We start from the raw sequence: 24576 nt of genomic DNA, 5'->3' as shown, positions 1-24576 counted from the left end.
CCCGCAGAGAAAAATGACTCGCCCTCTCGCGAACAGAAAAGCTTCTGAAAAACAGAAGAAAGCCCACCCCGGCACGAGGGACAAGCCCGCACGAGCGGAAACCCCACGCGGGGGCACCCGCTGAAAACTACTCTTTCAGACGAAGATCGAAAGAAAGAAAGCCCGTTCCGGCATAAAGCAAAACAAGCTGACGTTTTATAAGAGGATACTGATAGAGAATCCTCGGTTACTAAAAAGGCAACTTCAAATACTGCCCAAAAGAGATTTATTCTGCTATAATAACAAAACGGCAATGATCTGTCCGCCCGGCGGGGATGTCCCCCGGCGGGCCTGAAATAAAACTTCAAATTCAGGGGAGCACAGAGCCCTGGCTTTTAGAGGAGGCCATCTGATTGAAAGACTATGCCTTGATTACAGACGCGACCTGCGACCTTCCCGCAGAGGTTTTGGAAAAGCTGAACGTTCGGGTCATCCCGATGGAATTTCAGATCGGCGGAACCCTGTATCAGCATTATCCTGATGCGCGGGAAATGAGTCTGACCACTTTTTACGAGCGAATGGCGGCGGGAGAAATTCCGTCCACCTCGCAGATCAACCAGCTCACCTATTTGAAATATTTTGAGGCCATATTGGAGGCCGGTATGGACGTTTTATACCTGAGCTTTACCTCGGGCCTGAGCGGTACTTACCAGTCTTCCCTCATTGTGGCGGCGGAATTGGAGGAAAAATATCCCGGGCAGCGGGTCGTCTGCATCGATTCGCTGTGCGCTTCAATCGGCCAGGGGCTGTTTGTGCTTTTGGCCGCTCAGAAAAAGCAGGAGGGCCTGACGATCGACGAGATGGTCGCCTGGGCCCGGCAGAGCCATCTGCACGTTGCCCAGTGGTTTACCGTGGACGACCTGAACCACCTGCGCCGCGGCGGACGAATCTCGTCTGTCGCCGCGCTGGCGGGCTCGGCGCTCGGCATTAAGCCCATACTGCACGTGGACGGCGAGGGCAAGCTCGTCGCCGCCATGAAAGTGCGCGGCCGCAGAAAATCGATGGACACTCTGATTGAGCGGATCGCCCAAACCGGCATCAACCCTGCAGAGCAGGTTATTCTGGTGGGGCATGGCAACAGCGAAAAAGACGCCCGGCAGTTAAAGAGTGAAATCCGCGAGCGCTTTCGCCCAAAAGAGATCATCCTGTGCGAAATCGGCCCGGTGATCGGCGCGCACGTTGGGCCCGGAATGCTGGCTGTTTCTTTTTGGGCCAGCGAAAACTGACAGTCCTCCACGCCGGGATCATGCGGACCTTTGCGCCGCACCCGGCGTGTGATTGATCCATAATTTGTCAGGAGGATTCTGAAATGCAAAAGAAAGAAATCGCCACGAACAAGGCCCCGGCGGCCATCGGCCCCTATTCTCAGGCTGTGCGGATCGGGGATACGCTATGGACAAGCGGCCAGATTCCGATCGATCCCGCCACCGGCGCTCTGGTGCAGGGCGGCATCCGGGAACAGGGCACCCGCGTATTTGAAAACCTGAAGGCTGTTCTGGAGCAGGCCGGAACAGATTTCTCCAGGGTAGTGAAGGTCAATGTCTTTATCACCGACCTGAACGATTTTGCGGCCCTGAACGAGCTGTATGCCACCTATTTTGATAAGCCCTATCCGGCCCGCTCCTGCGTGCAGGTTTCCGGCCTGCCGAAGGGCGCTCTGGTCGAAATCGAGATGGTCGCCAGTGTGTAACGGTTATTTTTCAAAGCGGATGCCGCCGAAGGCATCTTTCAGAACAGCTGCGGAGAGCTTGAATTTTTCAAGCTCTTCTTCTGTGAGCGAAACCTCCAGGATCCCGGCGACTCCCTCCCGGTTGACGAAGCAGGGAACGCCGATGTACACATCGCTTTCCCCATACTCGCCGCGCAGCAGGGTCGAAACCGTCAGGATGCTGTTTTCGTCGCCGAAGATCGCCTTGGCGATCCGCACCATCGACATGCCAATTCCATAATACGTTGATTTCTTCGCTGCGATAATCTTCTGCGCGGCGTTTTTTACTTCTTCGCCGATATTCTGCAGATCCTCGAGGGAAAATTTCCCGGGCGATTCCTCCACGATTTTCAGAACCGGCTTGGTACCGACCATCGCCTGCGACCACGGCACAAATTCGCTGTCGCCGTGCTCGCCCATCACATAGGCATGTACATTCCGTGGGTCTGTTCTCAGGTAGCTGCCGAGAAGATAGCGCAGACGCGCGCTGTCGAGCGTGGTACCGGAGCCGATCACCCGGCGGGGATCGAACCCGGAAAGCTTCTGGGTCACGTGGGCCATGATGTCTACAGGGTTTGTCGCGATGAGGAAAATTCCGCCGAAGCCCGAATCCACCACCGGGCCGATCACGGAGCGGAACACCTCCGTGTTGCGCTGCAGAAGATCGATGCGGGTCTCTCCCGGGCGCTGCGCCACGCCCGCGCAGATCGCCACAATATCCGCATCCCTGCAGTCCGAATAGGTTCCGGCATAGATTTTCATGTGGGAGCCGGAGAACGCGACGCCGTGGTTCAGATCCATCGCTTCCCCTTCCGCACGCCGGGTATCGATGTCGATCAGCACCAGCTCGTCGCATGCGGTCTGATTCAGCAGCGCATACGCAAAGCTCATTCCGACAAAGCCCGTACCGATCAACACAATTTTTCTGATGTCATTTTTCATAATAATCCCTCCTGCCGGATACAGACCGCAGCCGCCGCCAACACAGCACCGGCGGCTCTTCTCCGCGCCGTTCTGATGCCGGCCCGCACTCAAAACAGAAAATCATTCCGCCCCTTTTCCGCCTTCGGCAGAAAAAGGACATTCCTTCTTTGTGATTGCAGCGGCATGGAAACGCGCGGCACTGTGGTACCTGCGGTTCATTTGTTCTATTGCAGTATACCACCTTTTCCCAGTTTGGAAAAGAGGGAAAGCAACGGGCACCTTCTCCGGCTAAAAATTGAACTTTTTTAGTATATCCTCCTTTTTGCTCTTTACAAAGAACATTTGTTCGTTATATAATAGCTTCACGGCCGAAAGCGCTCTTCCTTTTTTTATTTTGATTATATAAGAGTTGGTTTTCAGCGGGTGCCCCCGCGTGGGATTCCGCTTGCGCGGGCCTGCCCCTCATGCCGGGGCAGGTACTTCCTTTCGTGAAAGGACGAAAGGAAGCAAAGGCCTTCCAAAGGACACCTTTGGAATCCGTTCGGGGAACGGCCCCTGAGAGCACAAACGAAAGCCACTGAAAAGGCACTCCGCTGAAAATGCCCATTCTCCAAGATTTTTCTGGAAATAAGCTATGCAGTCCCTACTGTCGGCGGGCAATTTCAGAGTGCTCTCGTCGGCCCGGATTTTTTTCGTGTGGCTTTGCCGCGTTTATATTTCGCAGCTTATCTGCGGGTACCTCTGCGGCGGAGCCGCAAAGAAATACCAGTTACTTTAAAAAAACAAATCAAAAGCAAAACTACGCATCATAGCGGCAGACAGAGAAGGAGAGATCGCCATGCAGACACTGAAAAAACTGAAAATACTGTCTGACTCCGCGAAATACGACGTGGCCTGCACCTCCAGCGGAGTGGACCGAGGCGCTTCGGAAAACGGCGGAATGGGCAACGCGATGGCCAGCGGAATCTGCCACAGCTTTTCGGCAGACGGGCGGTGCATTTCTCTGCTAAAGGTACTGATGACGAACAGCTGCGTTTACGACTGTAAATACTGCGTCAACCGCAGGAGCAACGACGTGCCGCGCGCCACCTTCCAGCCGCGGGAGCTGGCGGATTTGGCGATGAACTTTTACCGCCGAAATTATATTGAAGGGCTGTTTTTGAGCTCCGGGATTCTGAAAAATCCCGATTACACCTGCGAGCGGATGATCGAGGTGCTGCGCATCCTGCGCGAGGAATACCATTTTAACGGGTATATTCACGCCAAGGCCATCCCCGGCGCGGACAGCCTTCTGGTCGGGCGGCTGGGCGCTCTGGCCGACCGCATGAGCGTCAACATTGAAATGCCGTCGCAGAAAAGCCTTGCGCTGCTCGCGCCGGACAAATCCAAAACGAATATTTTAAAGCCCATGGGCTTTATTACGGGGAAAATTAAGGAGAACGCCACGGAGCTGGTTCGCTACCGCCATACGCCCAAATTCGCGCCGGCCGGACAAAGCACCCAGATGATCATCGGCGCGACGCCGGACAGCGATTTTCAGATTTTAAAGCTGACGGAAGCGCTGTACCAACGCTACGAATTAAAGCGCGTTTTCTTTTCGGCGTATATCCCCGTGTCAAATGACCCGCTGCTGCCTGCGCTGACAGTAAAACCTCCGCTTTTGCGCGAGCACCGGCTGTATCAGGCGGACTGGCTACTGCGGTTCTACGGCTTTGCAGCCGACGAACTGCTTGACGAAACACACCAGAGCTTTCACCCGATGCTTGACCCGAAATGCAACTGGGCGCTGAATCATTTAGAGCTGTTCCCCGTGGATGTGAACCGGGCCCCCTATGAAATGATTTTGCGGGTGCCGGGGATCGGGGTGAAAAGCGCGCGGCGGATCACTGCCGCACGACGCAGCGGAACCTTGCGGACAGACGACCTGAAAAAGCTCGGAGTCGTCATGAAGCGGGCGCGGTATTTCGTCACCGCCGCGGGGCGGGGCGAACGCCCCCCTGCGCTGACCCGTGACGCCGTGCTGCGGGCGCTGGTATCGGATTCCTGCCGGGAACTGTACGAGCCCCAGGGGGAGCAGCTTTCACTCTTTCCCGCTCCGAAGCCGCAGCTCTGGGGAGAGGAGGCGATGCAATGTCTGCCGGGACCCCGCTGACCCGCGATTACCGTTACGACGGCAGCTGGGACGGCCTGCTGTGCTGCCTGTTTGAAACGTACGAGCGCAGGGAGCTGCCGCAGGCTGTATACTCGCATGAGGATGTACAGCAAACCCTGTACCCCGCTGTAGAGATCGTCACCGATCCAAATAAGGCCGGCCGGGTCAAGCACGCGATGCTGCCCAAAATCGGCCCCAGCGCAAAGGAGCTGGCGGAACACGCCTTCCTCACCTGCCTGCCGCAGAAAGAAGTATGGATTCTGCGCTTTCTGCGCCTTGCGTTTCGCCACGGCCCGCCGGTGATGAACATGCTGACGCAGCCCGCCGTGCACACCTTAAATAAGGCTGTGCTTCATCTTCAGCACGAAAGCCACCAGTACCAGGGCTTTGTGCGCTTCTCTGTCTCGCAGGGAGCGCTGTGGTCGGTGATCGAGCCGAAAAACCAGGTGCTGCCGCTGCTGGCCCCGCACTTTTGCCAGCGCTTTTGCAACGAAGCCTTTTTGATCTACGACAAAACCCATGATCAGGCACTGGTTTACCAAAACGGGCGGCACGAGATTCTTCCCCTTCTGGCCTTTGAGCCGCCGGAGCCGGACGAAACCGAGCTGCGCTACCGCAAGCTGTGGCACACCTTTTACGACGCCATCGGCATTCGCGACCGCGAAAATCTGCGCCTGCGCATGACTCATATGCAGAAGCGCTACTGGAAGCACCTGACCGAAATGCAGTACAATCCGTTTCGCTCCGGGCATGCGGAGCCGGAACAGAGCGGCGAAGCACAGAACTTTGCACGGAGTTCTGGCGTTCTGCCGTCGGACTCCGGCTCCATCATGCCCTGATAAGTCTAATATCCGCACAGGGTTCCAGGTCTTGCCTTACCAATCAGGAACTATGGATTTTCGAGACAAAATTGTGCGGAGCAAGGAAAAAAGGCGCGGGAAACGCTCGTATTCCGAGCCGTTTTGATGCTGTGCGGCGCAAACTAAACCGAAAGTAACAGGTTCCTTCATTGGCCAAGCAGGACTTCTTTTTCCCACTGTTTTTGCGGCAGCTCTTGCTTTTCCCGCCGCAAAACGGTACGATACTAAAGCGGGGCTTATCCCGAATACCGGAACCGAAAGGGAGTAAAACATGAGCCAGCTGGAACCGGAACAAAAGAGAATACGGGCGGCCCTGATCGGGGCGGCCTTTATGACCGGCGCGTCATCCATCGGGCCGGGCTTTATGGTGCAGACCTCGCTGTTTACCGCACAGTACGGCCAGAGCCTTGCGGCGGTGGTCGTCGCGATGATCGTCATGGACACCGTCGCAAAGCTCAACATCTGGAGCATATTGGGCATTTCGGGCCTGCGGGGGCAGGAGCTCGCCAACCGGGTGCTGCCCGGCTCCGGAAATGTGATCGCCATTCTGGTCACCTTTGGCGGCTTTACCTTTGCCATCGGCAACGTGGGCGGTGCCGCTCTGGGCCTGAACGCCGTGTGCGGGCTGCCGCTGCAGGCGGGCTACCTGCTTTCAAGCGGCCTTGCGGTTTCCCTATTCCTCATCAAAAACGCGTCGAACGGCATTAACTGGGCCTCTCAGGTATTGAGTGTGATGGTTCTGGTCATTCTGCTGATCATGGCGTTTCAGACGCACCCGCCCATGAACCGCGTGGCCGACGGCCTGCTTTTCCCCGAGCAGCCGGTTTCGCTGCTCGTTCCCCTGATCACGCTGCTGGGCGGCTCCACCGGCGGTTATATTGCCTATTCCGGCGCGCATCGTTTTCTGGATGCCGGTATCTTCGGCCGGGAAAATCTGCGCGGCATTCAGAAAAGCACCCTTCTCACCTGCGGGATCACCGGTCTTTCGCGCATTCTGATCTTCCTGGTGGTGTTCGGCGTCTGCGCCGCGGGCGGCAATGCGGCGACCTACGCAATTGAAGCGGCGGAAAACCCAGCGGCCCAAGCGTTCCTGCTGGGGGCCGGCGAGCTGGGCTCGCGGCTGTTCGGCGTCGCGCTCTTCTGCGCGGGCATCACGACGACCATCGGATCGTCGTACACCTCGGTATCCTTTTTAAAAACGCTGTACCCCGTGGTCGACCGAAATGAGAAATGGTTCATTACTGGATTCATCGTGCTGGCCGCGGTGCTGATCGCAGCGATCGGCAAGGCCACCGCGCTGCTCGTGATTGCCGGGGTCATCAACGGATTTGTGCTGCCGATGACGCTCGCCATCACGCTGTGGAGTATTCGCGACAAGAGCATCGTCGGGGAGGACTACCGCCATTCCCGCGTGCTGACGGTCACGGGAATCGTGATCACGGCGATTACTGCATACGCGGCCTTTCGGGCGCTCCCCTCTTCGCTGGCGATGTTCTATTGAGCGTGGCAGGGGTTTCTGCTTCGCTGCATCTCATTTTTTAAAACGCGGGCCATCGAAAGCTTTGTGATTTCCAGATATTTTAACAACATAAAAAACGCTGCCGTTCCAAAGGAACCGCAGCGTTTCTGTCTTTATGCTCAGATGGACACCTTCATGGCGATCCGGTACAGCTCCGTATCAAATCTTCGGAGCATTTCCAGCGCCTCGGTGATGTCGAAATCCACGATCAGGCCGTTGCGCATTGCGACAACACGATTGCTCTCGCCGTCCAGCAGCAGCTTCACCGCGTGATAGCCCATCTGCGTCGCCACCACACGGTCGCGCAGGGAAGGCGAACCGCCGCGCTGTACATGGCCGAGAATCGTCGCGCGGGTTTCAATGCCCGTATGCTTCTCTATTTCTTTCGCGAGTTCTTCCACATGGCACCCGGCGCCCTCCGCCACCACAATGATAAAGTGGCGCTTGCCGATGCGCTGGGTATACTGCATCCGCTGATAAATATCGCGCTCAAAATCATACGGCTGCTCCGGCACCAAAATCGCCATGGCGCCAACCGCAATGCCGGTATTCAGCGCAATATCCCCGCACCGCCGGCCCATTACCTCAACCACGCTGCAGCGGTCGTGAGATTCCGTCGTGTCGCGCAGGCGGTCAACCATCTCCATCGCGGTGTTCATCGCGGTGTCGTAACCGATGGTGTACTCGCTGCACGCAATATCATTGTCGATGGTTCCCGGCACGCCGATACAGGGAATCCCGGCCTGCGTCAGGTCACGCGCACCGCGGAACGAACCGTCGCCGCCAATGACAATCAGGCCCTCAATGCCCAGCTTGCGGCAGTTTTCCGCCGCCTTCTGCACGCCCTCCGGCGAATTGAACTCCGGACTGCGGGCAGTGTAGAGAATGGTTCCGCCGTTGTGAATAATGTCGGAAACACTGCGCAGGTTCATCTCTTCCACATCGCAGTTCAGCAGGCCGTTATAACCCCTGTGCACCCCAAAAACACCCATTCCGCTTGTGAGTGCGGTTCGAACGACGGAACGCACCGCCGCGTTCATTCCGGGCGCGTCACCGCCGCTTGTGAGTACAGCGATTTGCTTCTTCCCCATCTTTCAGACCCTCCCGAATCAAAATGACATTGTGGTTTTTCTTGCGATTATTCTTACGATACATTAATTATACCATTCCCACGCGGGCGGCACTATGGAGGATAATACCCATAATATGGATAAAAGTTGCATTATTGCACCAACGCAACGTTTTCCCCTCCCAGCAGCTCGCGCAGCGCGCCGAGCAACACCTCGTTGATGCTGACGCGATACTGCATCGGCGCCTGCATCAGCTTTTTGGTATCCTCAAAATACAGGTACAGCGGCGTCGCGCCGTCGAACACCGCGATATACCGCATCGCTTTCCGGTAGCAGAAGCTCTCTTTCGACGGCAGCTTCAAATACAGGCCCGGGCGGCTGGAACGCCGTTTTTCGGCGGGCTGCGCGTTCGCTGCCGCGCGCGGCGCGGAATCGCCGTTCGCCTGCGGCGGCGGGGAAAGCGTATCGCACACCAGCTTTGCGTCCTTTTCTTCCGTCAGGCTCAGCCGGCCCTTTGCCACCACCACATTCCCCTCGGCTACCAGCTCCCCGTGCCGTTCCAGCACATTCGGGAACACCAGAAGCTCGATCGAACCGAACATGTCCTCCAGCATAACAAACGCCATTCGGCTGCCGTTTTTGGTCACCTTCAGCTTCACCGAAGAGATGACGCCCAGCAGTGTGAGAACCTCGCCGTCCTGGTGGCGGCCCGTCTGCTCGTTTGCATCCTCCAGCAGCTCACCGGTGGGCGTTGCGCCAATCTGCTCATACATCTGCAGGTATTTTCCCATGGGATGACCGGAAAGATACATCCCGGTCACTTCCTTTTCCATGACGAGCTTGTCCGCGTCGGAAAAATCCGGCATGGGGTCGATGGAAAAGGCCGGTTCTTCGGACTGCAGCTGCGGCGTATCGAAAAAGCCGAGCTGGCCGTCCACGTTCCGGCGTTTGTCGGAATCGAGCGTATCAAGCACGGACTGAATGCTGGAAAGCATCTGGTTGCGGTTGTAGTCCAGCGAATCCAGCGCCCCGCATTTGACCAGACTCTCGAGTGCGCGGCGGTTCAAATCCTTGCCGTACATGCGCTTGCAGAACTGGTAAAAGGACTCGAAGCTGCCGTTCGTATCCCGCTCCTGAATCAGGCTGCGCAAAAAGCCGTCGCCCAGATTCTTGACCGCCAGCAGGCCGAAGCGGATGTCGTGCCCCGCGACGGTAAAGCCGCGGCGGCTCTGATTGATGTTTGGCGGCAGCACGCGGATGCCCATTCGGGAACACTCGGCGATATACGCGACGATCTTGTTCGTGTTGTCCAGCACGCTGGTGAGCAGCGCCGCCATATATTCGCGCGGGTAGTGGCACTTGAGCCACGCGGTCTGGTACGAAATGGTGGCGTAGGCCGCCGCGTGGGATTTATTGAACGCGTAGGAGGCAAAGCTCTCCATCTCGCCGAAAATCGCCTTGGCGGTCTCTTCCTCCACGCCGCGGCGGATGCAGCCGTCCACCTCCACCGTGCCGTCCTCCGCCACAAGGCCGTACAGGAAAATGGAGCGCTCCTTCTCCATGACCGAGGCCTTTTTCTTCGACATGGCGCGGCGCACAATATCCGCGCGGCCAAAGGAGTACCCCGCCAGCGTGCGGAAAATCTGCATCACCTGCTCCTGATACACGATGCAGCCGTAGGTGACCTTTAAAATATCGGCAAGCATCGGGTGGCGGTAGGTGACCCGCTCGGGATGATGCCGGTTTTCAATATACCGTGGGATGGATTCCATCGGCCCCGGGCGGTAAAGCGAGATGACCGCGATCAAATCCTCAATATTTTCCGGGCGCAGCTGCATGATCACGTTGCGCATGCCGCCCGATTCAAACTGGAACACGCCGTCCGTTGAGCCGGCGGTGAGCATTTCAAACACCTTGGGGTCGTCAAACGGAATCTTTTCGATCGAAAAATCCGGGTCGCTCCGGCGAATCGCTTCCTGCGCGTCATGGAGCACCGAAAGATTTCGCAGCCCCAGAAAATCCATTTTCAAAAGGCCCAGCTCTTCCAGCGTGGTCATGGTATACTGCGTGACGATAGACTCCCCGTTTTTCGCCAGCGGAACATATTCGCTGACGGGGTGATCGGTAATCACGACGCCCGCCGCGTGCGTGGACGCGTTGCGGGGCATTCCCTCCACCATTCGGGCCATATCGATCAGCTCGTGAATCTGGGGATCGGTATCGTAGCGCGTACGCAGCTCGGAGGAGGAGGCAAGCGCCTTTTCCAGCGTGACGTTCGGCCCCATCGGAACCAGCTTTGCCACCGAATCCACCACGTTATAGGGAACCGCCATCGCGCGGCCCACATCGCGAAGGGAGCCTCTGGCCGCCATGGTGCCGAACGTGACGATCTGCGCCACGTGGTCGGCGCCGTATTTTTGCACGACATAATCGATCATTTCGCCGCGCCGCTCGTCGCTGAAATCGATATCGAAATCGGGCATGCTGACGCGCTCCGGATTGAGGAACCGCTCAAACAGCAGCTGATAGCGGATCGGGTCGATTCCGGTGATGCCGACGCAGTACGCGGCAAGGCTCCCCGCACCGGAGCCTCTCCCCGGCCCGACGGGAATTCCGACAGATTTCGCATACCGGATAAAGTCGTAGACGATCAGGTAGTAGTTGACATATCCCATGCTCTCGATCACGCGCAGCTCATATTCCAGCCGCTCGGTGACGGCGGGGTCCGGCTGCTCACCGTACAGGCGGCGCAGGCCGTCGAAGCAAAGGTTGCGGAAGAACTGCACATTGTCTTCCCCGTTCGGCGTTTGGAACGCGGGGAGCTTGGTGTGGCCAAACTCAAATTCCACCTGGCAGCGCTCGGCGATGACAACCGTATTGTCGCACGCCTCCTGCGGGAACAGCGCGCGCATTTCCTCCTCGCTTTTCAGGTAAAACTGATCGGTGGCGAACTCCATTTTGTCGGGATCCTGAATCGTGTGGTTCGTCTGAATGCACAGAAGGATCAGGTGCATCCGGCTGTCCTGCTGCCGGATATAATGACAGTCGTTCGTCGCGACCAGCGGAATACCGGTCTCTTTGGACAGGCGCAGCAGGCCGTCGTTGACGATTTTCTGCTCGCGGATACCGTGATCCTGCATCTCGAGATAAAAGTTCCCCTCGCCGAAAATGCCGCGGTACCGCAGAGCGGTTTCCCGCGCGGCGGCGTAATCGTCGTTTGTCAGCTGGCGGGGAATCTGCCCGGCCAAACACGCCGAAAGCGCGATCAGCCCCTCGCTGTGCGCCTCCAGCAGCTCCAAATCGACCCGGGGCTTGCTGTAAAAGCCCTCCGTCCAGGACTGGGAGACAATCTGAATCAGATTCTGGTACCCCGTATTGTTTTCGCACAGCAGCACCAGATGATACGGCTCGTTGTCGAGCCCATGCACCTTATCAAAGCGGGTGCGGCGCGCCACATACACCTCGCACCCAATGATCGGGTGCAGCCCGTTTTGTTTTGCGGCACGGTAAAAATCCACCGCGCCGTACATCACGCCGTGGTCGGTAACGGCCACCGCCGTCTGCCCCTGACCCTTGACCGCCTCCATCAGCGGCCCGATACGGCAGGCACCGTCCAGCAGGCTGTATTCCGTATGCAGGTGCAAATGCACAAATCCCATGTGCCTGTCCTCCTTTCTGAAGACTTTTTATGCGAGCTTCGCCGCATTTATTTTTCGCAGCTTATCTGCGGGTGCCCCGCGTGGGGATTTTGCTGGCGCGGGCTTGCCCCTCGCGCCAGCAAAAACCTGCGGTACAGCCGCAAAGAAAAAATTACCGTTTAAAAAGCAAGCGCAAAAAGCACTCTGCCCACCCCAGCACTAGAGGTTCAGCCTCCATACAATCCGACGGTCAAAGCAAAAAAGCCTTGACCGTCGGGAATCACTTCAATTTTTCGGCTTCCTCCATCAGCCGCCGAAGCCGATGATTGACCCCCGACCGGCTGACCGGCGTTTGGAACAGCTGCCCCAGCTCCCGCAGAGAAAGCTCGGGGTTTTTCAGCCGAAGCTCCGCCGTTTCCTGAAGCTCCTCCGGCAGAACCGCAAGCCCGACCGTATCGCGGATTTTCCGAATCGCCTCCACCTGGCGCACGGACGCGCCTACGGTCTTATCAATATTCGCCGTTTCAAAATTGGTTTTGCGGTTGACGTTGTTGCGCACCTCTTTGAGCATGCGCACCTGCATCAGCTCCATGGCAGCGCCGCCCGCACCCAAATAGGCCAGCAGGTCGGCGATCCGGTCGCCGCCCTTGATATACACCACAAACGCGCCCTTTCGGTTGATGAGCGCCGGGTGAAAATCCATCCCCTCGCGCAAAAGCGTCATGATATCCTTCGCAAGATTCATATAAGGCAGGATCAGCTCCAAATGGTAATCCTTATTCGGGTCCGACACCGTGCCGCAGGACAAAAACACGCCCCGCAGAAACGCCGCTTTGCAGCATTCATTCTCCAGATTGGCCAGATTCACCCGCAGGCTGATCTCCTTCCCGCTGTGACCAAACGCGGAAAGCACCTGACGGCGCTGGCTTTCCTCCTGCACGATCAGCGCGTAGCTGCGGCGGCGATACGAAACCGCCGTGCGCACCTCCACAATCGCGCCTGTGATCTGAGCCGCAAGCTGCGCGGCCCGGCGCGCCACCATGGGGTGCTCCGTCACAAGGGAAACCGAAACCGGAGAAAAGCTTTTTGCACACAGCAAAAGGCCATAGCATTCCGCTTTTTCACAGCAGGACTGTTCCGGCTCGATTCTGCACATTTCCGATTTTGCATCATACGAAAACGACATGGCGCTCTCCTATTTATGAATGTCTCTATGGTTGACGCTGGCCCGCTTCCCGTTTTCCAGAAGGTGATTGTACAAAAGCTGCGCAAGCGCCACCGAACGGTGTCGGCCGCCGGTGCAGCCGACCGCGATGACCAGCTGGCTCTTGCCCTCGTCGCAGTAAAGCGGCAGCATGTAATCGATCATATCGAGAAACCGGGTGACGAATCCCTTCGTCTGATCCCACTTCATGACGTACTCGCGCACCGGCTCATCCAGGCCCGTCTGGCGCTTTAATTCCTCCACGTAAAACGGATTCGGCAGGCACCGCACGTCAAACACGAGATCCGCTTCCGGCGGGAGACCGTATTTAAAGCCGAACGAAACGCAGTGAACCATCAGCGCCGCGGAGGCATCGCCCAGAAACAGGCTCGAGATCCGCTCCTTGAGCTGGGCCGGAGACAAAAACGATGTGTCGATAATGTAATCGGAACACTCCCGCACCGTCTTTAAAATCTGGCGCTCCATCTGCACGGCCTGCTCCAGAGAGCCAAGGTATTCCTCGGCCAGCGGGTGCTTGCGCCGCGTTTCCTTAAAGCGGTTGATCAAAACGGAGTCGCCCGCATCGAGAAACAGAATCTTATATTTCTTTCCCTCTTCACGCATCAGCGCCAGCGTTTCGGAAAGGCTGTCGAACAACGTGCCCCCGCGGATATCCGTTACGGCGGCAACGCGCTGAAACCCTTCCTTCGCCTGACTGCAAAGGTCGTAAAAGGTGGGGATCAGCTTCGGTGGAATATTGTCCACGCAGTAAAATCCGATGTCCTCCAGCGCGTTGACGGCTCTGGACTTTCCCGCGCCGGAAAGCCCGGTTACAATAATAAATTCCATTTGAAATTCCCCCTCGCTTCCTGCTCATCCGCCGCAAAGCGATGGACCCTTGGCGGCCCTCTCCCCTCCTTCGGCGGGGAGAGAAACCAGAGCTCCCACTGCTGCATCACAGATTGGCATCACACCCCGGTTACTGCCCGATTTTTCGTATCTCACACTCCAGCTCTACGCCCGTTTGCTTGAAAACGGTCGATTGAATCACGGAAATCAGCCGCAGGACATCTTCACATGTGGCGTCGCCCTGATTCACAATAAAGCCCGCGTGCTTGCTGCTGACGGCCGCACCGCCGACACTCCGGCCCTTAAGGCCGCACTGCTCGATCAGAGTGCCCGCGAAATGATCCGGCGGGCGTTTGAACACGCTGCCCGCGCTGGGCATTTCCAGCGGCTGCTTGGAACGCCTGCGGCCGATCAGATCGTTCATCTTTGCGCGGATTTCCTCCGGGTCACCGTCACGAAGCTGCAAATTCAAAAACAGAATCGCAGACTGATTATCGCTGTACGCGCTGTGCCGGTAAGAGAGCTCCAGCTCCGCCCCCGCCAGCGCACCGAATTCGCCGCCGTGCGTCATATGCTCGCAGGATGACAGGATATCCTTCATTTCGCCGCCGTATGCTCCGGCGTTCATAAACGCGGCGCCGCCCGCCGTGCCGGGAATCCCCCACAGGAATTCCGCGCCCGAAAGCGAATGCTGCAGCGCAAAGGTGCACAGCGCCGAAAGCGGAGCGCCCGCGCCGCACCGCACCTGCTGCGGCTGGGGCTGCGTGATCTCATTGAATTCGCCGGTCAAAGCGATTACCATGCCGCGGATTCCCGCATCGCTGACCAGCATGTTCGAGCCGTTCCCGATCACCAGATACGGCACCTCCAGCTCATTGGCGCGCCGCGCCATCTGACTGAGACACTCTCGGCTGCCGGCAGAAACAAACAGATCCGCCGGGCCGCCGATGCGGAACGTCGTGTGCCGGCTCATTGGCTCGTGAAAAGAATAGGGGCAGCCAAGCTGCTGTGCCATTGCACCCAATTGTTCGATCTGATCCATAGATGCCTCCTAGTGATTATTGACCGCAGGAAATACCGGAGCCCTCCGCTCCGGCATCACAAATCAAAATCAAGCTTTTTTTCGGTCGGCTCCAGCATTGCAGAATCCAGGCCAAGGCTGCTCAGCAGCTCCTGCGCGGCATTGTAGCCCATCTTTTTCTGACGGTTGTTCATGGCGGCCACCTCGATGATCACCGCAAGGTTGCGCCCCGGCTTCACCGGAATCGTCAGAATCGGCACCCGAATGCCCAAAATCTCCGTGTAATCATTCTCAAGACCCATGCGGTCGTAATTCTTGGAGCTGTCCCATTGTTCCAGACTGATGACCATGTCGATTTTCTCGGTGACCTTGACGGCGCCCATACCGAAAATGCGCCGGGCATTGATAATGCCTATGCCGCGCAGCTCGATAAAATGACGAATATTTTCCGGCGAGGTGCCCACCAGAGATTTTGCCGACACCCGGCGGATTTCCACCGCGTCGTCGGCGATCAGGCGGTGGCCGCGCTTAATCAGCTCGATGGCTGTTTCGCTTTTGCCGACGCCGCTGTCGCCCACCAGAAAAATGCCTTCGCCGTAAACCTCTACCAGCACGCCGTGACGCGTGATGCGCGGGGCCAGCTCAACGTTGACATACGACACGAGCGCGGCCATCAGGTCACTTGTCGGCTCGGAGGAACTGAACACCGATACGCCGTAAATCTGAGCCGCTTCCAGCAGCTCGGGCATCGGCTCAATATCGCGCGCCACAATCACCGCCGGCGATTTTTTCGACAGCAGCTTATTGAGGGAAACCTGCCTCTCCTCCGGCGAAAAACTGCTCAAAAAAGCCGTTTCCGTATTGCCCATGATCAGAATGCGGTGAGAATCAAAGTAATCCAGAAAGCCGTTGAGTTCCAAACCCGGGCGGTTCACCTCGCGGGAAGAAATCAGCAATTTTTCCGGGTCGATCGGCATATAAACAGGACGAAGGGAAAGCTCTTTTATCACCTTGGAAAGCGGAACCGTATATGTTACCTGTGAACCATGGTTGTCGTAGCCGCTCATCATTTATCACTCCTATATTTTCTGCCGTCTGAACGAAAGACCCTGCCGCGGCCTCTGCCCGTTTCAAACGTCGGGAATTCTGCCGTAAACCAAATTCGCTTTTGCCGCGCTCTTATTTGTTAATATTGTTAATGTTATTATAGCTTAAAAACGTGCAGAATTCAATGATTGCGCGCCTGAAACTCAATTTGCCCAAACTGGCAAAAGAAATGACTGAACATGGAAATTTTATGTTATAATAATCTCACGGCGAAAGCAAAGCTTTTTTGCGGCTTCGCCGCGGGGAAAATCCTTTTTTCGTCAGTTCGCCCCGGCATGAGGGGCAAGCCCACGCAAGCGGAATGCCCACGCGGGAGTACCCGCTGAAAACCAGCTCTTTCAGACCAAATAAAAAGCACCCGCACCTGAAACAGAAAACTTTTCTTTCAGTCAAGACAAATTTATTCTGCTATACTAATAATAAAAAGGGGCCACAATCGCACGTCTGAATGCAAATTATCGGCTTCTTCAAAAAACGGAATGCACTTTTCCTGCAAAACGATACAGCGGCATGGCTGCGGAGCGATCTGTCTGTGCAAAAGGCGCTCGCGCCCTCCGCTTTATCTTGTGTTGAAAACCAGAGTTTTGATGATTTGCGGATCGGTCAGAGCCGACGGATTTGCCGGGCGGCCCGGCTGACCGGAACGGGAGGAATTATGAAAATCGCCATTTTTACTGAAACATATCTGCCCCAGACCTCCGCGGTAGAAACGCAGGTTCTGCTGCTCGCCCAATCTCTCATCCGCCTGGGGCATGAGGTATTGGTGGTCAGCACCGACGTGGAATCGGAAGAATGCTATCTGGAGCAGCACACCCTGTTCGGGCCGGCCAAGCCCTCCGACACGATCTATGGGCAAACGGGCCAGCGGACCAAGCTGAACCGGTTAAAAGAGTTCATCGATGATTTTGATCCGGATGTGATCCACCTGTTTACCTTCTGTTCCGTGGGCGGGCTTGGGCTGAAATACGCCCTCTCACACGATCTGCCGCTGATCACGACGGTGCAGAGCACTCACGACATCAGCGAGGGCTTTTACGGCAGGGGACTCCGCCGCCTGCTGGGCAAACGGCTGTGCCAAAGCACATACCGCAAAGCATTGGCCTTTTCGGATTTGGTAACGAGCCCCTCGCAGAAAATCCTGCGCAACATCCGTCCTCTGTGCAAACACCGCCAGCTGACCGTTTCGCCCCTTTGTATCGACACCGAGCAATTGCGTGAAAAATCGCCGGAGGGCGAGAAGACGGAGGCGATCCGCCGCCGTCTGGGAATCACCGGGAAAACTGGGGTTCTGTTTGTCGGAACGCTGGGGAAAGATAACGGAGTGGATGCCCTGCTCGACCGCTGGGCTGCCTTGAGCAAGAGCCAAAACAAGCTGCATCTGGCAGTCGTCGGCACAGGCCCGCAGTTTGACGAGCTGAAGAACAAGGCCAATCTGCTGGGAATTTCCTCTCGGGTCACATTCGCCGGCGAGGTTCCGCGCGAAAAGATTCCTCTTTGCTACCAGGTTTGCAGCGCGTTTTTCAGCGCGTCCGAATCCGACGCCATGAAGGCCGCCCCGCTCGAAGCCATTGTCAGCGGGCTGCCGGTCATCCTGCCAAAAAACAGCGCCTGTGCGGAGCTGCTGGTGGACGGAGTCAACGGCTTTGCATATGATTCGGAAACCGACATTGAAAAAATCCTGCGCAATTTCGCCTCTCTTTCCCCGGAAAAAGAAGCGGCTATGAAAAAGCTGGTGGCCCGTACGATGGGTGACCTGACTCTTGAGGAGCAGGCCAAAAGCTTTTTGAGCTTTTACGCGCTGACGCAAAAGCACCATTACAAAACAGCAGAAAAGCTGGAATGAATCTGCGAAGCCGTCTGAAGCCGAGCCGAATGACAGCAAGGGAAAAATACTGGTTCCATAATATGCGGCAAACTATTGCTTTTACCGGTATGATCTGGCAGCAAAAAGAGGAACAGCACCCTTCATTCTAAATCAAAAAGTCGAAGCAGCCAACCCCTTTTGGGGTGACCGCTTCGACTTTTTTGCAGGGGTGTTTTGCACAGCCCCTTTTCATCTGTTGTGTAAGCTCAGCGGGAAGATGCCGCCGCCTGCTGTTTCTTCTGCTGCTTGTGCTTCTGCCACATGACATACAGCGGGCCGGCGATGCAGATTGAGGAATAGCAGCCGGTAATGATACCCACCATCATCGGCAGAGCAAAGGTCTGCACGGAATCCAGATTGTACATCACGCTGACGATATACACTACCGCGATTGCGGCAAAGGTGCAGGCCGCGGTGTACAAAGAACGGGTCAGGGTCTGGTTGATGCTGGTGTCTACCAGAGTGCCGTAATCGGCCTTCGGGCCCATCAGCTTGCGGTTTTCACGGATACGGTCGTAAATGATGATCGTATCGTTCAGCGAATAACCGAGAATGGTCAGCACAACCGCAATGAAGTTATCATTGATCGGCATGCGGAAAATGACAAATGTGAAGTACACCATCGTCACATCGTGCAGCAGGGCGATGATCGCCATGGCACCCGCCGAAGCACCGCCGATCTTCTTAAAGCGGAACGCAATGTAGACGATCAGCAGCAAAGCCGCAACCAATACGGACAGCAGGCACTTGAAGAAGAAATCGCGGCCCATCACCGGGTTGACGGAGCTGGATTCCACCACGGCGAACTTCGCGTTCGGGTATTCCTTGGCCAGCGCGGCGGCCACCGCCTGCTGGCGCTCAACCGTCAGAGATTCTGTGCCGGAGAAGGAAATCGACACATTATTGATGGCTTTGCCGTCGTTTGCGGACTTAACGTCCTCGTTGATGTTAACGGTAACAGGCTTGTTCGTCGTAGACTGAACGATATCCTGCACCTTCTCCTGATCGATGGTGCCGGTATAGGAATACTTGATCAGCGCACCGCCGGTGAACTGAATGTCGAGCTGGGTGCCGAAAATAATGTTGAAGATCAGACCGATCGCCATCAGGCCCAATGAAATCGCAAAATAAATTTTGCGGTTCTCGTAAAAACGAATGTGAAAAGTTTTCATTTATCGGCACCTCCATACAGCCACTTGCTGCGCGCGAACCGGAACCCGGAGATCGATTTGGTCATCAGGCGGGTTGCGGTAACACCCATGATAAAGTTGCCGATCGTTCCGATCAGCAGGGTATATCCAAAGGAATAGATAGCCCCTGTGGTGGAGGAACCGAACAGAGCCGAGAACAGGTTGGTGGGCCCGAATACCAGCATCAGAATCGCGGCGACGATAATCACGGTGATGTTGCCGTCGAAAATCGCCCAGAAGCTGTTGGCGTTGCCCTTCTGAATCGCTCCGTCCAGCGTTTTGCCGGCCCACAGCTCTTCTTTGATTCTGGTGGCGGTGATGATGTTCGCATCCACGCCCATGCCGATGGAAAGGATGATGCCGGCGATGCCGGGCAGCGTCATCGTAAAGCTATTGAGGAAGGGGAAATATCCCGAAACGGCCGCAAACGACAGGGCAACCTGTCCCATCAGCGCGATCACGGCGATCAGACCGGGCAGGCGGAACATGAACAGCATGAACAGACACACCAGTGTAAACGCGATCACACCGGCCCAGCGCATGGCGTCCAGCGAGCTGCTGCCGAGGGACGGGCTGATCGTCTGGAAGTTGGTGGTCGTCAGCTTGAACGGCAGAGCGCCGGCACTGATCTTCGCGGCCAGGGAGGAAGCCTCCGCGGCTGTGAAGTTGCCCTCGATCGTGCATTTGCCGTCCGTAATCGCCTCTTTCACGTTCGGGTCGGAAATCATCACGTCGTCCATCCAGACCGAGATGGTTTGTCCGACCAAACGCTCCGTTGCCTCAGCAAATTTGGCAGATCCCTCTTTGCTGAATTCCAGCGCCACGAGATACTCGGTTTTGCCGGAATCGGGATTCTGATATACCTGCGGCTGAGCCGACACAACATCGTCGCCCTGCAGGATGATCGTATCCTTTGTCGTGCCCTTGGGCGTTTTATAAACCGGTTGACCGTCGGAGCCGGTTTCGGTGGTCGTGTATTCGGCCCCTTCGCGGAAGGTGAGCAGCGCGGTCGCGCTCAGCTCCTGAATGGCCGCTTCAGGGTCAAAATTCTGTTCGCCGCTTTTCCAGGGGAACCGGACAATAATACGGTCGTTATGATCGTCGGTATAGATCTCGTAATCCGTAATATTGTTGTTTACCAAACGCAGTTCAATCGTCGACTTTGCCGCGTTGAGCTGCTCCTCGGTCGCTCCTTTTCCGGTATCGGGTGTAAAGGTCGCCTCTACCCCTCCGCGGATGTCGATGCCCCATCGAATGTCGCCCGCACCTTTTACATATGTAGTGCGATTGTCCCCGTTTTGCGCATATACCCCAAAAATGGCGGTGTAGGTAAAAAGCAGGATCAGGAGGGCGACGACGAAAAACACCGGTTTTCCTACTCGCTTCATGCAAATATCCTCCAATAGCATTAAGGTTTCCGCGGCTGCGTTCCGGGTGGAACCGCAGCCGCGTACATAACAAAGCTTATTATAGGATGATACCCGCAAAAAGTCAATGGAAAAGCCTTGGATTGCCATTCGTTATCCTGACGATTTTGCGGAAGAGTGGCTTATTCTGCGGCAGAGCCCAGCAGCTTTTCCAAAGCGGCCAGCCGGGTGCTGACGCAGAACACAGCGATGGCCTTTTTCATCTCTTCCAGAGACGGATACGTGGGGGCTACGCGGATGTTGGTATCCTTAGGGTCTTTGCCGTAGGGGAACGCCGCTCCCGCGCCGGTGAGAACCACGCCGGCCTCCTTGCACAGCTGAACCACACGCTTTGCACAGCCTTCCATCACGTCGACGCTCACAAAATAGCCGCCGTTCGGATTCGTCCAGGCGGCGATGTTTTTGTCGCCCAGCTCGCTGCCGAGCGTGTCGAGCACCACCTGGAATTTTGGCGCGATGATCTCTTTATGGCGCTTCATCTGCGCATGGATGCCGTCCAGATCGCGCAGGTACAACAGGTGACGCATCTGGTTGAGCTTGTCGGGGCCGATGGTCTGAAAGGAAAGATGCTTTCTGAAATCCTGATATGTTTTTTCTCCCGCTGCCATTGCGGCAATGCCCGCGCCCGGGAATGTAATTTTGGAGGTGGAGCAGAAAAACACCGGCAGCTCGGTGTTCCCGGTCTTTTCGCATTCCGCGTACAGATCAAGCAGCACGTCGGGGGTGTCGGTCAGGTCGTGAACGCAGTACGCGTTATCCCACATCACGCGGAAATCCGGCGCGGCGGGCTTCAGCGCCGCGATGCGGCGAACCGTGTCGTCGGAATAGGTGATTCCCAGCGGGTTTGAATACTTCGGCACGCACCACATGCCTTTCACGGTGTCGTCTCCGGTGACAAGGCGCTCGACCAGATCCATATCGGGGCCGCCGTCGACCATCGGAACCAGAATCAGCTCAAAGCCGAAATATTCCGTGATGGCAAAGTGGCGGTCATACCCGGGGGAGGGGCACAAAAACTTGATTTTCTCCTGCTTGCCCCAGGGCTTACAGCCGGAAAAGCCGTGCGTCATGCCGCAGGAGATGAAATCGAACATCATATTGAGGCTGGAGTTGCCGCCGATGATGACGTTCTCGGGGCGCACCTGCATCATCTGCGCCAGAATTGCGCGCAGCTCGGGCACGCCCTCGGGCATACCGTAATTGCGCAGATCGTCCCCGGTGGAAGCGATCATGTCGGAGTCTGACGTGAGCACGTTGAGCATATCCATAGAAAGATTCAGCTGTTCGGGAGAGGGCTTTCCTCTGGCCATATTCAGCTTCAGACCCTGTGCCTTGAAAGCATCGTACTGTTGCTGAACCTTTTGCTTTTCCTGTTCCAGTTCCTGTCTGGACAATAAACCATATTCCATTTGAGCATCTCCTTTTCCAAACCTGCATAAATGATATTGAAAGCATTATCATTCTAATATATTCAGATTAAAAACGCAAGTTAAATTTATCTTTCCTGCATTTTTGTTATATTGGGCAAGTTTTTCACAAAAAAGTAGAGCAAATTGCTTTTTTCGGGAACTTTCCTTCTCATATTGAGCTTGTGTAAAAATAATGAATCACACAGTTATGCCCCTTCCATTAAAGACAGAAGGGGCATAACTTTTTTCACTCTAACATTATAGAGCGTTCGTATTAAAACTCCGCGGAACCGGTGGTGCGCGGGAAGGGAAGAACATCCCTGATATTGGAGACGCCGGTCAAATACATCACCAGACGCTCAAAGCCCAGGCCAAAACCCGCGTGTTTGGCCCCGCCGTAGCGGCGCAGATCGAGATACCACCAGTATTCCTCCTCGGAAAGTCCCGTTTCGCGCATGCGGCGCTGCAAAAGCTCCAGCCGTTCCTCTCTCTGGCTTCCGCCGATGATCTCGCCGATGCCGGGCACGAGCAGATCCATGGCAGCCACGGTTTTGTCGTCGTCGTTCAGGCGCATGTAGAACGCCTTGATCTCCTTCGGGTAATCCGTGACGAAAAGCGGTTTGCCGAACACCTGCTCGGTCAGGTACCGCTCATGCTCGGTCTGCAGGTCGCAGCCCCACGAAACGGGGTATTCAAACCGGCTGTTTTCGCGCTCGAGCAGTTCCACCGCCTGTGTGTACGTCACATGGGCAAAGTCCGATTCCGCCACATGGCGCAGGCGCTCCAAGAGGGCGGTATCGACAAAACGGTTGAAAAAGTCCAGCTCCTGCGGGCAGGAATTCATCACAGAACGAATCACATAGCGGAGCATGTCCTCCGCCAGGTGCATATCGTCCGAAAGATCGGCAAACGCGATTTCCGGCTCAACCATCCAAAACTCCGCCGCGTGGCGCGCCGTATACGATTTTTCGGCGCGGAAGGTGGGGCCGAAGGTATATATTTTGCCGAACGCCAGCGCCATGCATTCCCCCTCCAGCTGGCCGGACACGGTCAGCGAGGTGTGGCGCTGGAAGAAGTCCTCGCTGTAATCCACGGAGCCGTCCTCACACAGGGGCGGATTGAGCGGATCGAGCATGGTGACATGGAACATCTCCCCCGCCCCCTCGCAGTCGCTGGCGGTGATCAGCGGGGTATTGGCGTAGACAAAGCCACGCTCCTGAAAGAAGCGGTGAATGGCAAAGGCCGCGACAGAGCGCACGCGAAACACAGCGCTGAACAGATTGGTGCGCGGGCGCAGATGCGCGATGGTACGCAGAAATTCCACGGAATGGCGTTTCTTTTGCAGGGGATATTCGGGCGCTGAGGGCGCCTCCACCGCAATCAGCGACGCGTGCAGCTCGCAGGGCTGCTTTGCCTGCGGCGTCGGCACCAGCGTACCGGTCACACAGAGCGCCGCACCCACGTTCTGCTTTGCGATCTCCGCAAAGTTTTCAACCTTCTGCGCCTCAAACACAATCTGAAGCCCCGCAAAGCTGCTGCCGTCGTTCAAATCAATAAACCCAAGCGCTTTGGAATCCCGAATGCTCTTGACCCAGCCGCAGACGGTAATTGTTTTTTCTGCGTATTCCTGAGGATCGGCAAGAACTTTCGCAATTTCGATTCGTTCCATTCCATCCATACCTCCTGATTTTTTCATGATTCGTCCCTCTGTCATCCAAGCTTTCAAAAAACCCGGACGGCAGGAGGGCGCGTATGATTTTCGTTATTACGGACGCAGAGCGCCGTTACAATATTTTTCAAAGGAAAGACCTGCACCACAAACTTCTCTGCGGTTATAATAGCATATTTTGGGGCAGAAGAACAGGTTCTTTTCTCGAACTCCTTTTGCGGGTGTTATTTTGTGCGGCTTTGCCGCATTTATTTTTCATCGCTTATCTGCGGGCAATACAACCTCCCTTACGCATTTGCTTCCTTTCTTTTCGTCAAGAAAGGAAGGGCCGCCACGGCCTGAGGGGCAGGCTGACGATAAATGAAATTATCCCGCAGTGAAGCCGCACCGGAAAGCCGCCCTATCCTTTCGGAATAAAAGACGAAACGCTCGGTCTGAGGAGCGAACCGATCAAAAGAATTCCCTTATGGGGCCACTCACGGAAAAATGATTTTCTCATATCAAGATAAAAATGGAACCGGACTTCCTAATTATAAAATCAATTGTATATCCGCATGGCGAATAAAATACTCTGCGTTTTCAAAAAAGACAAAAACAAATAAAAAATTTTTGCCCGATATTGAAAAATAGACTTGATTTTTGTAATAAGTTTCGCTATAATAACATAGTCGCCAGCCCGGCAGCGGGCTTGAATGCCATACGGAGAGGTATTCTAATGGTAAGGAGCCACATTGGAAATGTGGTGTGCCGCAAGGCATTGTGCGTTCGAGTCGCATCCTCTCCGCCACAATAAATCCAAAAGTGAGATTCCTTTCAGCGGAATCGTGCTTTTGGATTTTTTTTGCTTCAGCTCAAATAATCGAGTGATCTCTCCCGAAAAAACAATCGTTGGGATTCGCAATATGAATACGTTTAGAATATTTTTA

18 protein-coding genes and 1 tRNA gene are annotated in these 24576 nt (G+C 55.9%); 8 read left to right on the top strand and 11 right to left on the bottom strand.

Features of this window, described 5'->3' with window-relative positions:
* Nucleotides 1–392 precede the first annotated feature (392 nt).
* Together G340_RS0116040 and G340_RS0116035 are read left to right on the top strand one after the other, a co-directional pair.
* Nucleotides 393–1265 carry a DegV family protein gene (locus G340_RS0116040; RefSeq protein ID WP_020074659.1) on the top strand — a complete coding sequence of 291 codons (873 nt, stop codon included), beginning with the start codon at nt 393–395 and terminating at the stop codon, nt 1263–1265.
* 83 nt (nt 1266–1348) lie between these two features.
* On the top strand, nt 1349–1729 hold the full coding sequence (locus tag G340_RS0116035; RefSeq protein WP_020074658.1) for a RidA family protein: 381 nt from the start codon (nt 1349–1351) through the stop codon (nt 1727–1729).
* A 3-nt stretch (nt 1730–1732) separates the two neighbouring features.
* Here the strand turns inward: G340_RS0116035 and G340_RS0116030 are convergent, their stop codons facing one another.
* Complete coding sequence (locus G340_RS0116030; RefSeq protein ID WP_020074657.1) at nt 1733–2689, bottom strand: L-lactate dehydrogenase; 957 nt, start codon at nt 2687–2689, stop codon at nt 1733–1735.
* Between the two features lie 820 nt (nt 2690–3509).
* Here G340_RS0116030 and G340_RS0116015 point away from each other — a divergent pair.
* From G340_RS0116015 to G340_RS0116005, 3 genes are all read left to right on the top strand, one after another.
* Nucleotides 3510–4823, top strand: a complete 1314-nt coding sequence (locus G340_RS0116015) for a putative DNA modification/repair radical SAM protein (RefSeq protein ID WP_020074654.1) — start codon at nt 3510–3512, stop codon at nt 4821–4823.
* Nucleotides 4802–5662: a TIGR03915 family putative DNA repair protein gene (locus G340_RS0116010; RefSeq protein ID WP_020074653.1), complete on the top strand. Its 861-nt coding sequence runs from the start codon at nt 4802–4804 to the stop codon at nt 5660–5662. The genes G340_RS0116015 and G340_RS0116010 overlap by 22 nt, the downstream gene beginning before the upstream one ends.
* A 292-nt stretch (nt 5663–5954) precedes the next feature.
* On the top strand, nt 5955–7184 hold the full coding sequence (locus tag G340_RS0116005; protein ID WP_020074652.1) for an NRAMP family divalent metal transporter: 1230 nt from the start codon (nt 5955–5957) through the stop codon (nt 7182–7184).
* A gap of 137 nt (nt 7185–7321) precedes the next feature.
* Here the strand turns inward: G340_RS0116005 and pfkA are convergent, their stop codons facing one another.
* From pfkA to hprK, 6 genes are all read right to left on the bottom strand, one after another.
* Nucleotides 7322–8293 (bottom strand): 6-phosphofructokinase, encoded by a 972-nt coding sequence (gene pfkA / locus G340_RS0115995; protein WP_020074650.1) that lies wholly within the window; start codon nt 8291–8293, stop codon nt 7322–7324.
* A 131-nt stretch (nt 8294–8424) separates the two neighbouring features.
* The gene (locus tag G340_RS0115990) at nt 8425–11931 is read right to left on the bottom strand and encodes a DNA polymerase III subunit alpha (RefSeq protein WP_020074649.1); all 3507 of its coding nucleotides are present in this window, start codon (nt 11929–11931) and stop codon (nt 8425–8427) included.
* Between the two features lie 259 nt (nt 11932–12190).
* Nucleotides 12191–13096 carry a DNA-binding protein WhiA gene (whiA, locus tag G340_RS0115980; RefSeq protein WP_020074647.1) on the bottom strand — a complete coding sequence of 302 codons (906 nt, stop codon included), beginning with the start codon at nt 13094–13096 and terminating at the stop codon, nt 12191–12193.
* Nucleotides 13097–13105: 9 nt separating this feature from the next.
* Complete coding sequence (rapZ, locus tag G340_RS0115975) at nt 13106–13963, bottom strand: RNase adapter RapZ (protein WP_020074646.1); 858 nt, start codon at nt 13961–13963, stop codon at nt 13106–13108.
* A gap of 130 nt (nt 13964–14093) precedes the next feature.
* Nucleotides 14094–15005, bottom strand: coding sequence for a UDP-N-acetylmuramate dehydrogenase (gene murB / locus G340_RS0115970; RefSeq protein WP_020074645.1), 912 nt, complete (start codon nt 15003–15005; stop codon nt 14094–14096).
* Nucleotides 15006–15061: 56 nt separating this feature from the next.
* Nucleotides 15062–16051 (bottom strand): HPr(Ser) kinase/phosphatase, encoded by a 990-nt coding sequence (hprK, locus tag G340_RS0115965; RefSeq protein WP_020074644.1) that lies wholly within the window; start codon nt 16049–16051, stop codon nt 15062–15064.
* A gap of 695 nt (nt 16052–16746) precedes the next feature.
* Here hprK and G340_RS0115960 point away from each other — a divergent pair.
* Nucleotides 16747–17934, top strand: a complete 1188-nt coding sequence (locus tag G340_RS0115960) for a glycosyltransferase (protein WP_154653252.1) — start codon at nt 16747–16749, stop codon at nt 17932–17934.
* A gap of 227 nt (nt 17935–18161) precedes the next feature.
* Here G340_RS0115960 and secF read toward each other — a convergent pair whose 3' ends face one another.
* The 4 genes from secF to asnS all read right to left on the bottom strand — a co-directional run bounded on the left by secF (nt 18162) and on the right by asnS (nt 23650).
* On the bottom strand, nt 18162–19127 hold the full coding sequence (gene secF / locus G340_RS0115955) for a protein translocase subunit SecF (protein ID WP_020074642.1): 966 nt from the start codon (nt 19125–19127) through the stop codon (nt 18162–18164).
* Nucleotides 19124–20533 carry a protein translocase subunit SecD gene (gene secD / locus G340_RS0115950; RefSeq protein WP_027104046.1) on the bottom strand — a complete coding sequence of 470 codons (1410 nt, stop codon included), beginning with the start codon at nt 20531–20533 and terminating at the stop codon, nt 19124–19126. Before secD ends, secF begins: the two co-directional genes overlap by 4 nt.
* Nucleotides 20534–20694: 161 nt before the next feature.
* Nucleotides 20695–21981, bottom strand: a complete 1287-nt coding sequence (locus tag G340_RS0115945; RefSeq protein ID WP_020074640.1) for an aminotransferase class I/II-fold pyridoxal phosphate-dependent enzyme — start codon at nt 21979–21981, stop codon at nt 20695–20697.
* A gap of 274 nt (nt 21982–22255) precedes the next feature.
* Complete coding sequence (asnS, locus tag G340_RS0115940) at nt 22256–23650, bottom strand: asparagine--tRNA ligase (protein ID WP_020074639.1); 1395 nt, start codon at nt 23648–23650, stop codon at nt 22256–22258.
* Nucleotides 23651–23733: 83 nt separating this feature from the next.
* On the opposite strand from asnS, the gene G340_RS0115935 reads away from it, so the two are divergent.
* Both G340_RS0115935 and G340_RS0115930 read left to right on the top strand, forming a co-directional pair.
* Entirely contained in the window at nt 23734–24030 is a 297-nt protein-coding gene (locus G340_RS0115935) for a hypothetical protein (protein ID WP_020074638.1), read from the top strand.
* A gap of 321 nt (nt 24031–24351) precedes the next feature.
* Nucleotides 24352–24437 (top strand) — tRNA-Ser (locus G340_RS0115930).
* Nucleotides 24438–24576: the final 139 nt, after the last annotated feature.

Origin of the sequence: Faecalispora sporosphaeroides DSM 1294 (genome assembly GCA_000383295.1) — a bacterium.
GTDB classification, from domain to species: domain Bacteria; phylum Bacillota; class Clostridia; order Oscillospirales; family Acutalibacteraceae; genus Faecalispora; species Faecalispora sporosphaeroides.
This window is presented reverse-complemented; position numbering and strand designations above follow the sequence as displayed.